General features: G+C 39.5%; 9 protein-coding genes. 8 read left to right on the top strand and 1 reads right to left on the bottom strand.

Going from position 1 to position 10,722, the window contains the following annotated elements:
* Positions 1-17: 17 nt before the first annotated feature.
* Positions 18-2,567 (bottom strand): penicillin-binding protein PBP1a, encoded by a 2,550-nt coding sequence (ponA, locus tag AC5YDM_RS07395; protein ID WP_496151466.1) that lies wholly within the window; start codon positions 2,565-2,567, stop codon positions 18-20.
* A 161-nt stretch (positions 2,568-2,728) separates the two neighbouring features.
* On the opposite strand from ponA, the gene AC5YDM_RS07400 reads away from it, so the two are divergent.
* From AC5YDM_RS07400 to AC5YDM_RS07435, 8 genes are read left to right on the top strand one after another with little or no spacing between them, the layout of a single operon-like run.
* Positions 2,729-3,787 carry a pilus assembly protein PilM gene (locus tag AC5YDM_RS07400; protein ID WP_496151467.1) on the top strand — a complete coding sequence of 353 codons (1,059 nt, stop codon included), beginning with the start codon at positions 2,729-2,731 and terminating at the stop codon, positions 3,785-3,787.
* On the top strand, positions 3,787-4,410 hold the full coding sequence (locus AC5YDM_RS07405; RefSeq protein ID WP_496151468.1) for a PilN domain-containing protein: 624 nt from the start codon (positions 3,787-3,789) through the stop codon (positions 4,408-4,410). The genes AC5YDM_RS07400 and AC5YDM_RS07405 overlap by 1 nt, the downstream gene beginning before the upstream one ends.
* Positions 4,407-5,144 (top strand): type IV pilus inner membrane component PilO, encoded by a 738-nt coding sequence (locus AC5YDM_RS07410; protein ID WP_496151469.1) that lies wholly within the window; start codon positions 4,407-4,409, stop codon positions 5,142-5,144. The genes AC5YDM_RS07405 and AC5YDM_RS07410 overlap by 4 nt, the downstream gene beginning before the upstream one ends.
* A complete protein-coding gene (locus AC5YDM_RS07415; RefSeq protein ID WP_496151470.1) occupies positions 5,144-5,671 on the top strand; it encodes a pilus assembly protein PilP in 528 nt (175 codons plus the stop codon). Before AC5YDM_RS07410 ends, AC5YDM_RS07415 begins: the two co-directional genes overlap by 1 nt.
* Before the next feature lie 14 nt (positions 5,672-5,685).
* Positions 5,686-7,869 carry a type IV pilus secretin PilQ gene (locus AC5YDM_RS07420; RefSeq protein ID WP_496151471.1) on the top strand — a complete coding sequence of 728 codons (2,184 nt, stop codon included), beginning with the start codon at positions 5,686-5,688 and terminating at the stop codon, positions 7,867-7,869.
* 36 nt (positions 7,870-7,905) lie between these two features.
* A complete protein-coding gene (aroK, locus tag AC5YDM_RS07425; RefSeq protein ID WP_496151472.1) occupies positions 7,906-8,454 on the top strand; it encodes a shikimate kinase AroK in 549 nt (182 codons plus the stop codon).
* Positions 8,455-8,474: 20 nt separating this feature from the next.
* Complete coding sequence (aroB, locus tag AC5YDM_RS07430) at positions 8,475-9,554, top strand: 3-dehydroquinate synthase (protein ID WP_496151473.1); 1,080 nt, start codon at positions 8,475-8,477, stop codon at positions 9,552-9,554.
* A 14-nt stretch (positions 9,555-9,568) separates the two neighbouring features.
* Positions 9,569-10,426 carry a hypothetical protein gene (locus AC5YDM_RS07435; RefSeq protein ID WP_496151474.1) on the top strand — a complete coding sequence of 286 codons (858 nt, stop codon included), beginning with the start codon at positions 9,569-9,571 and terminating at the stop codon, positions 10,424-10,426.
* Positions 10,427-10,722 lie beyond the last annotated feature (296 nt).

Here is a 10,722-nt window from a genome sequence, read left to right on the forward strand (position 1 = left end):
TATCACTTTACTGAGGATTATTGGACTTCGTTAATTAAATTTTCCAAGGAGTCCTGTTTGGGTGCTTCTTTTTTCGGGGTTGAATTTAAAGCCGGTGGTGCTGTTTTTACAGGCTCTAAATCTTGTTCCTCGCCAGGTAGATCATCAAAGTCACGAGTCTCGGTGCTTGCTGGTGTGACAGGAGTAGGGCGATAGATCGGTCGAGCCAATGGCGGTGATGCATCTGTACTAGATTCTGTTACTGCTAACGTATCTGTAGAGCTATGGCGCTGATCACGAGTTAAAGGGGCTTTAGCATTTTTATCCAAAGCCACCCAAGCATGCGGTTTTCCTGCAAGCGCTTTGCTCATGAAGTTGCTCCAAATCGGGAGTGCTGCAATGCCACCATATTCACGACGTCCTAAAGTCGAAGGCTGATCGAATCCAACCCAAGCTACAGTCACTAATTTGCCATTAAAACCTGCGAACCAAGCATCTTTTGCATCATTGGTTGTTCCTGTTTTACCACCAATATCACTTCGACCAATTTTTAATGCGGCACGTCCTGTACCATGCTGAATCACGTCTTTTAAGATATTAGACATGTCAAAGGCTGAGCTGGATTTTAAAATACGTTGCGCTTGGCGGTATTGGCTTTTTTCTTCTTTGGTTAATACAGGTGTTTTTTCTTCCTGATCTAAGGTTTGATTGTTGACTTCAATCACTTCATCATCAGGTGTAGCTTCTTGATCAGGAGTATTTTCTTTTGCAGGTTTAATGCAAGAGATACATGCATACTCAGGTTTTGCTTGATAAATCACTTTACCGTAAGCATCTTCAATACGGCTGATGAAATGAGGTTGAACGCGAAAACCACCGTTAGCAATGGCTGAGTAACCTGTTGCCATTTGAACTGGAAGTACTTGTGGAGTACCTAAAGCAATGGTGTAGTTACGTGGAATTTGATCTTCCTGTAAACCAAAGTCCATAAACAACTGACGCGTTCTTTCGATACCCACAGATTGTAAGAGACGAACTGAAACAGTATTGCGTGATAAATAGAGTGCGCGACGTAAAGGAATCATTCCTAAGTAACGTCCATCTGAGTTACGAGGAGACCATTTACCAATCGTAATCGGGTTGTCGCTGACCATGCTATGAGGGGTCATGCCACGCTCTAAAGCCAATGCGTAGACGAATGGTTTAATGATTGAACCAGGTTGACGCCAACCTTGTAAGGCGCGGTTAAATTTAGATTGATAGAAATTATAACCACCAACAATGGCAATAATTGCACCATCGTTAGGATTCATGGCAATCAATTGACCTTGTACTTTAGGAAGCTGGACCAACGCCCAAGAAGTTTTTGCCTCATTTGGTCGTAAACGGACAATATCTTTTACTTTTACAATTTGTGAAGCTCGGCTGGGAGCACCACCGACGCTATTTGCATTACGGTAGTGGCGTGCCCATGACATACCTGACCAAGGTACAGTCACTGTTTTACCATCTTGCATCAGTGCTTCAAAGGAGTTGGAATTCACCTTAGTCACTTCAACAGGGTAAGTGTTAGCAAATGCCATGAAGTTTTTTAATGGTTCATCGTGAGCTTCAGCTCCACGCCAGCCATGTCGGCGATCATAGTCTTCTAAGCCACGTTGTACTGAATCTTCAGCATACTTTTGGCGTTTGGAATCAACAGTGGTGTAAACCTTGTAGCCAGAATCAACAGCAAGATCACCAAATTTACTCACTAACTCGGAACGTACCATTTCACCAACATAGGGAAATTTATTGCTTAAGCCACGATCAGGCATATTTAAAACAACAGGTTCTGCGACTGCAACTTTATATTGATTTTGGTTGATATAACCCAGTTGTAACATTCGGCCTAAAATCCAGTTGCGACGTTCAAGAGCACGCTCTGGATTGGCAACAGGATTGTATTTTGAAGGTGCTTTGGGTAAGCCTGCAATCATTGCCATTTGAGCAATAGATAAATCAGCCAAGCTTTTGTCATAGTAAATTTTTGCTGCGGCAGCAATACCATAGGCATTTTTACCGAGGAAAATTTTATTGACATAAAGCGTTAAAATATCTTCTTTGCTTAAGTTTTGTTCTATTTTTCGTGCTAAGAAAATTTCAGTCAGTTTACGCTTGAGTGTTCTTTCGGGTGTTAAATAATAGTTCTTCGCAACCTGCATGGTAATCGTAGAGCCACCTGTTTGCACATCAGAACCTGTAACGGTCTCACTGAGTGCACGTCCAAGCCCTTTAAAGCTGATCCCACTGTGTTCAAAAAAAGATGAATCTTCTGCTGCAAGAAAGGCATGAATGAATTCTTCAGGTATTTGATTGTATTCAACAGGGACGGAAAGTTTGCCGCCATATTCAGAAATAAGTTGATTATCTGCTGTATAAACTTGTAATGGTTTTAGTAAAGGTGCTTTTTTTAATGAACTCATTTCTGGTAAAGAAGGAGCGATGTACAAGTACATACCGTAAAAACCCATAGGTACGGTCAATAAAATTATAATAATCAGCAAAAAAAATGGATGAATGTTTCCACAACAAGATAGCTTTTTCATAACAAGTAAGTTTTAATAGGTGCTAAAGGCAAACTAATTGATGGTCAGTATAACTTCTCATTTAACGGATTGTTAGTTGAGTTTTATATCCGTAAAAAAAATTAGACCAAGAGTCTTTAGTTTGTATAGTTGTTGGGGAAAAAAATAATAGGAATTGCATCGTGCTTAGACTTTATCGTAAGCCAAATAAGGGGTTAATGGGAGTAGATATTAGTTCTACTTCTGTAAAGTTATTGGAACTCTCTGTTAAAAATGGTCGCTACTGGGTAGAAAGCTATGGCTTGAGCCCGCTGATCGATGGCAGTGTGGTCGAAAAAAATATCTTAAATGTTGAAAACGTTGCGGATGCTTTAGAGCGCGCAATGAATATTGCTAATCCACAATCATCGAATGCAGCCATTGCAGTCCCAACCTCTATGGTCATTCATAAAGTGATTGAGATGGATGCAGATATGACCGATGACGAGCGTGAAGTTCAAATTCGAATGGATGCTGAGCAATATATTCCTTTCCCATTAGATGAAGTGAGTCTTGATTTTGAGGTTTTACCTGAAAAGCTGAACTCACCAAACCGCGTGAATGTACTGTTGGTAGCTACACGAACAGAAAATGTCGATTCTCGTGTAGAAGTTCTAGACCTTGTAGGGGTAGAACCAAAAATTGCTGATGTTGAAAGCTATGCTTTAGAGCGTAGTTTTGAAGTATTTTCTGATACCTTACCAATTGGTGTGAATCTTGTAGGTATTTTAGATATTGGCCATACCATGACCACGCTATCAGTGATGCAAAATGGTAAAATTATTTACACACGTGAGCAGGTTTTTGGCGGTAAGCAACTGACTCAAGATGTGCAAAACCGTTATGGTTTATCATTTGATGAAGCGGGTCGTGCTAAAAAAGACCGTACATTACCAGATGATTATGAATCTGAAGTATTGATGCCATTCCTTGATGCAGTCGTTCAACAAGCAGCACGCTCTTTGCAATTCTTTTTCTCATCTTCACAATTTAATGAAATTGATCATATTTTGTTGGCAGGTGGTAATGCAAATATCCCTGGTCTACAAAAATTAATGCAACAAAAACTTGGTTATCGAGTCACCGTTGCAAATCCATTTTTACAAATGGGTTTTTCTCCTCAAATAGATCTTAGAAAAATTGAAAATGATGCTCCATCGTTATTGGTGGCATGCGGATTGGCATTGAGGAGTTTTGATTAATGGCTAAAATTAACTTACTCCCTTGGCGTGATGAGCTAAGAGAACAACGAAAAAAACAATTTATTACGGTCTGTATTGCTGTTGCTTTATTGGCTATTGCTGCCGTGTTAGCGACTTGGTTCTATCTAGATCAAAAACTAAATGATCAAGAGCAAGCGAATCAATTGGTTGTGAGTACCAACCAAAATCTCGATACGCAATTAAAATCACTCGATGGTCTTCAAGAACGCCGTAATACGGTGATTGAACGTATGAAGTTGATCCAAGGGCTTGAGGGTCAAAGACCTGTTACGGTTCGATTGGTGGATGAGCTCGTACGTATCATGCCAACGACTGTTTACGTGACGAAATTTACGCGTGCAGGTGATAAATTCACGATTGAAGGGAAAGCGGAAAGTCCAAATGCAGTTGCAGAGTTACTTCGCGGCTTAGAAGCTTCACCGTGGTACCGCAATGCATTTATGAACTCCTTCTTAGCGGCAGCAGAAAATAAAGAGAAAGCTGCAACTTCTGTAGTGCCTCGTGTAGAAGAGTCGTATGGCACATTCATTGTCACTGCAGATTTGGGTGAGATTGCTTTGCCAGCTCAAGACAACTCAGAGAATAAGGGGGCTGCACAATGAGTCGTGATGATTTAGATGAACTAGATTCAACATTAGATGCTCCCAAAAAGAAGCCAATGAGTGTTGATAAATTCTTTCAACAATTTAATACTTTAGACACTAATAATTTTGGTGGTTGGCCATTATCCGTCAAGATTACCTGCTGGATATTCTTGTTCTTTGTGGTCTGTGCGATTGGATATTTCTTAGCAATTAAGCCCAAAATGGATGCGATTGATCAAGCCAATGCACAAGAGCAAAACTTGCTGAACGAATTTAAAGATAAAGATTCAAAACTGAGAAATTTACAGCAATATCAGGCTCAATTACAGCAAATGGAAGCGAATTTCACTCAACAATTGCAACAGTTACCTAAAGATACTGAAATTCCAAGTTTAGTTGAAGATATCAATAGAACTGGGGTTGAAGCTGGTCTCAAGTTTAAAAATATTCGTCTTGAAAATGAAGTAACACAAGAGTTCTTCATTGAACAACCAATCTCAATTGAAGCGACAGGGGATTATCATTCATTTGGTAATTTCGTAAGTGGTATTGCTGTTTTACCTCGAATCGTGACTTTGCATGATTTTGAATTAACAGCTTCAGCTTCGAAAGAAAATAAATCGGATATTCCAGCTGTAGACTATAAAATTCAGGCAAAAACGTATCGCTATGTTGCGACAGCAAATGATTTACCTGCTGCTCCAGCTCCAGTGGACGCACCAGTTGCACCAACGACAGAGGAGCCGAAGTAATGAATAAATTAAAAAGTTCGTTATGTCTTATGACATTGGCTTTGATGGTTGGATGTGATTCTAGAATTGATGCTGTCAATCAGGAAATGGCAAATATTCGTAGTCAAGCGCCGTTGCCGATTGAGCCTGCACCTGTATTTAATCCTGTACCTGTTTTTCAATATTCTGCACAGCAACTACGTAGTCCGGTATTACCAAATTCATTGGCAAATGAGTTGAAGGTCATGTCAGGAAAACGTGTTTATCCTAACTTTTCAAGACCGCAGCAACCTTTAGAAAGCTATCCATTGGAAACCTTAAGTTTTAAAGGCAGTTTAGTTGCAAAGAACGGTCAAATTATTGCGTTAATTAACTCACCTGATGGTGAAATTGAAAAAGTTCAACGCGGCAATTACATGGGCGTCAATCAAGGGCGTATTACAGACATTACGCCAACTCGAATTGACTTATTGGAAATCGTACCAGATGGCCGTGATGGATTTATCGAGAGACCAAGAAGTTTGGTTTTAATTGGTCCAGTCGATTGAGATAAGGAATAAAAATGAAAAATAGTGAGCATAATTTTTTGGGTGGGGAAGGTTTTTTCATGAGTTCAAAACTTCGTCAATTTGCATTGGCATCAATCAGTATTGCAATAACACAGGTTGCTGCGGCACAGGTCACGATGACCAATGTTGTACCTATGCAAGTGCCTGGGCAAGGGACTGAAATTCGTGTGATGTTTAATGGATTACCACCTCAACCACAAGCCTATCAGGTTGAAAATCCATCACGTTTGATTTTAGATTTTAATCAGGCGAAACAGACTTTAAGTAAAACTAATATTCCTGTTTCAACCAATGAAGCAAGTTCTGTCGACATTGCATCTGATGATCAGCGTGCACGTTTAACAGTGAATTTAAAGCAGACGGGTCAATATACAACGCGTGTTGAAGGTAATACTTTCATCCTTAAAATTAATAATGAGGCTGCTCCGTTAGCAAGTCCTGTTTTGGCCGCAGTTCCACAGCAGCCTACTCACGGATTAGCTGATATTGGTTTTCAACGTGGTGGAACGGGTGAAGGTCAGGTTATTCTAAATCTTCAAGGTGCTAATACACCTGTGGATGTGAAACAGCAGGGCAGTAAAGTCGTTGTACGTTTCTTAGGGAATAAAATTCCTGCGCATTTGATTCGTCGACTCAATGTGAATGATTTTGCGACACCTGTATCGACTGTAGATGCATATAATGATGGTTCGAATGGTGTAATTACGATTCAAGCATCAGGCAGTTATGAATACATGGCTTTTCAGGCCGAAGATAAGCTGACGATTAGCTTAAAACGACCTGAAGAGAAAAAAGGTGTGGTAAGTTCTCAAAAAACCACCAATTATGTAGGCAATAAAATTTCACTCGATTTCCAAGATATTGAAGTAAGACGTGTTTTACAGCTACTGGCTGATTTCACGGGTATCAATATGGTCGCAGCTGATACGGTTCAAGGTAATATCACACTGCGTTTGAAGGATGTACCATGGGATCAAGCACTTGATATTATTTTAAAAACTAAAAACTTAGATAAACGTCGCAATGGCAGTGTGATTTGGATTGCTCCTGTTTCTGAGTTGATTAAAGCTGAAGAAGATGAAGCTAAAGCCATTGCGCAAAGTGTAAAACTCGCACCACTTCAAACTGAATACATTCAGTTAAATTATGCGAAAGTAGCTGATATTGAGAAGTTAATTACGCAAGGTAAGAATAGTTCTAATAGTGGCAGTACTACTAATGCTGGTGGTGGAAATGATCCTCTCGGTGATAGTGTAGGCTCACTTTTAAGCCCTCGTGGTACAGTTTCAGTTGATCCGCGTACCAATACTTTAATTGTGAATGATACGGCACAAAAAATTGATCAGATTCGTAAAATGATTGATTTACTTGATGTGTCTGTAAAACAAGTGATGATCGAAGCACGTATTGTTCGTGCAACGACGGATTTCTCAAAAGATATGGGTGTGAAATGGGGGGTGGTTGCAGCAACGAATCCATTTAACAAGGGAGATTTAATCATAGGTGGTAGTGACGATACGATTTGGAATATCAAAACACCTGATGATGATGGAACAATCACTTATGATCGTCCAAATAATCTAAACGTTGACTTAGGTGTAGCCAATGCAGCAGGTAAACTTGCGTTCGGCTTAATCAATATGTCTGATTTTATGCTAGATCTTGAATTATCTGCATTACAAGCTGATGGCTTTGGTGAGGTAATTTCAACACCGAAAGTGCTTACTGCGGATAAGCAACAAGCCAAAGTAGCATCGGGCTCTCAGATTCCATATCAATCTGCTGAGGGTGGTGGTCAAAATGCAGTGTCTACGACTGAGTTTATTGATGCGACACTCAGCTTAGATGTAACGCCAAGTATTACTCCAGATGGTAAAGTTCAAATGAAATTGAATATTACTAGTGATACTCCGGGAGCTCCAACACCAACAGGTCAGTTGACTATTAACAAAAATGCAATAGAAACCAATGTGCTTGTTGATAATGGTGAAACGGTGGTGTTGGGTGGTATTTTTGAGCAAGAAACACGTTCTGTGCAGACCAAAGTCCCATTCTTAGGTGATTTGCCCGCTGTTGGACGTTTATTCCGTCGAGATTCTAAATCTGATACGAAACGTGAGCTGTTAATCTTTGTGACACCAAGAATTGTTAATGACAGTCAATCTAGAAATCATTAATATACTTTCAATGAAAGCAATTCAATAGGTGACTCCTTGCAAAGCAAAGAGTTTGAATCCCTACCGAATATCTATTTGGTAGGGCCCATGGGGGCAGGAAAGACAACTGTTGGTCGACATCTGGCAGATTTACTTCATCGAGAGTTTATCGATAGTGATCATGAGATAGAAAGAAAAACTGGGGCGACCATCCCATGGATTTTTGAAAAAGAGGGTGAACAAGGATTCCGTTCAAGAGAATCTTTTGTTATTGATGACTTAACATCTAAAAATAATTTGGTTGTTGCAACCGGTGGAGGAGCTGTTACGCAGCCTATAAACCGTGAGAACTTAAATCAACGTGGTATCGTGATTTATTTATATACCCCTGTAGAAATCCAATTACAACGAACTTACCGAGACAAAAATCGTCCCTTGTTACAGGTTGAAAACCCTGAACAAAAGTTACGTGATCTTCTGAATATTCGTGATCCTTTGTACCGAGAGGTTGCTCATCATATTATTGAGACCAATCAAGGTGCGGCACGTGATTTGGCTCAAAAAATTTTACAATTGATTATTTCTAAAGAACTCACGACTATTTAAAAGCGATTGGTATTTTTATCATGCAAACCCTTTTTGTTGAATTAGGCGACAGACGCTATCCTATTTTCATTGGCAGTCATTTAAATCCCCAAGAATTACTCGAACCTTATATACATGGTCAGCAAGTTATGATTGTCACCAATACAACTGTTAAGCCTTTGTATTTGGAACACTACATTATTGCGATTGAAGCCTTAGGTAAAAAGGTCAAAACATGTGTTCTGCCTGATGGTGAAAAATATAAAAATAGCGAACACTTAAATCTGATATTTGATGCATTATTAGAAGCGGGTTTTAACCGTGATTGTACGGTACTTGCTTTGGGTGGTGGTGTCATTGGAGATATGGCTGGCTTTGCATCAGCATGTTTCCAACGAGGTGTTTATTTTATCCAAGTGCCGACAACATTGCTGTCACAAGTCGATTCAAGCGTGGGTGGGAAAACAGGGATTAATCATCCTTTAGGTAAAAATATGATTGGTGCTTTCCAACAACCGCAAGTGGTTTTGGCGGATATGGCACAACTCAAAACATTGCCAGAGCGTGAGCTGTCTGCTGGTTTGGCTGAAGTGATTAAGTATGCATTATTGGGCGATGTTGAGTTTTTAGCATGGCTTGAAGCGCATATGGATGGGCTTGTTCAGCAAGATCCTGTGCTTTTAGCAGAAGCAGTTTATCGTTCATGTGCACATAAAGCACGTATTGTCGCGAATGATGAGAAAGAGCAGGGCGAACGTGCGTTATTAAATCTTGGACACACTTTCGGTCATGCGATTGAATCTTATCTTGGATATGGTGAATGGTTGCATGGTGAAGCCGTGGCTACAGGTATGGTTATGGCAGCGGATTTATCTCATTTAATGGGATGGATTTCGGAGCAAGATCTTGAACGTACAAAAAAAATCATTCATCGTGCCAATTTACCGATAAAATGCCCTCAGATTCCTTTAGATGACTTTTTAGCATATATGTCGCATGACAAAAAAGTGCTCAATGGTCAGCTACGTTTGGTATTAATGAAACAGCTTGGTCAAGCGATTATTACCAAAGAGTTTGATGTTGAATTGATGAAACAAGCGATTATGCGTAATCAGAATTAGAAAAAAGGTAAGACATGGCGACAGTAAAACGATCACATTGGCAAAGTATTCAACACAATATTTGGTTGATTGGTGGTGTTCTGTCGCTTATTTTTGCCGTCATTTTTTGGATCATGACTGATACCAAAGCACTCACAACACAATCAAAAAAGGTTGAGGATACGCCTGTCAGTATTCAGCCTGAGAAAGTCGCAGCAACGACAAACTTGGGTGGCTTAACTGAAGAAGTTCGACCATTACAGACAACTACTCGTTTAGTTGCCTCAGGAAATCATTTGGCAGAATTTCGTGGCACAAAGTTCATTAAAGAAAATAATAAAAATTATACAGTGGAATTATTTCGTTCTGCCAATGAGGATATTGTTAAAAGTTTTATTCTGAAGCAAACGGATCGCAAAGGTTTAATTTACTTTCGTTTAAGTGGGGATGATCAAGTAGAGCAATATGTTTTGGCTTTCGGACAGTTCAAAAATGAAAAAGATGCCAAGGATCAATTGCAAAAGCTTACGATTCCACTTCCAAAGTCAGTGAAGCCACAAGTAGCTCAATTTAAACCATTTGAAGCTTATGTTAATGATTTGGGTTCTGAAGAGTTAGTTGGCTCAAATAAGATGTATGAAGTGAAATTGAGATCGGCGCCTGTACCGATTATTGATGAAAGTTTATTGGCGCGTTTAGCACCGAAGTCAAATACCATTGATCCAACTAAAGCAACAACAAGCACTACAATTACGCGGAAAGACCAAAGTGGTAAAGTTGTCGATGTGCAACGTTCCCAAACGGCTGTTGATACGCAAAGACAAGCTGAAAATAAATCTAATTCGGTTGAAAAGAAAGCAGCTGATCAACAAATTAGTGATCCATTCAATTAAAATAGTTCTAAAATGGCGCAATTTAATGTATAAAAAAATACTAACTGCACATTTTTAGTGCGGTATTATTGCAATAAAACAACGCAACAATAATCTACTGACCACACATAAAGAGTTCTAAATCGATTAAAGCCAATTATTAAATTGGCATAAATATTGCTTTAATAGTGCGCTGGTTCTAACCATTGTCCCTATTTTGGAGCGAAAAACTAGAAGCAGTGACCGATTAAAGGGTGTATCGCTGCGTTAAATAAGTGCAAATAACCATACTTATTTTAGGCTTAAATTCAGAATAA

Source organism: Acinetobacter sp. CY81 (assembly GCF_059515925.1).

Excerpts from the sequence above, each read along its gene's own strand:
- ponA (WP_496151466.1), bottom strand. The coding sequence starts at position 2,567 with ATGAAAAAGCTATCTTGTTGTGGAAACATTCATCCATTTTTTTTGCTG.
- AC5YDM_RS07405 (WP_496151468.1), top strand. The coding sequence starts at position 3,787 with ATGGCTAAAATTAACTTACTCCCTTGGCGTGATGAGCTAAGAGAACAA.
- AC5YDM_RS07410 (WP_496151469.1), top strand. The coding sequence starts at position 4,407 with ATGAGTCGTGATGATTTAGATGAACTAGATTCAACATTAGATGCTCCC.
- AC5YDM_RS07415 (WP_496151470.1), top strand. The coding sequence starts at position 5,144 with ATGAATAAATTAAAAAGTTCGTTATGTCTTATGACATTGGCTTTGATG.
- AC5YDM_RS07420 (WP_496151471.1), top strand. The coding sequence starts at position 5,686 with ATGAAAAATAGTGAGCATAATTTTTTGGGTGGGGAAGGTTTTTTCATG.
- aroB (WP_496151473.1), top strand. The coding sequence starts at position 8,475 with ATGCAAACCCTTTTTGTTGAATTAGGCGACAGACGCTATCCTATTTTC.
- AC5YDM_RS07435 (WP_496151474.1), top strand. The coding sequence starts at position 9,569 with ATGGCGACAGTAAAACGATCACATTGGCAAAGTATTCAACACAATATT.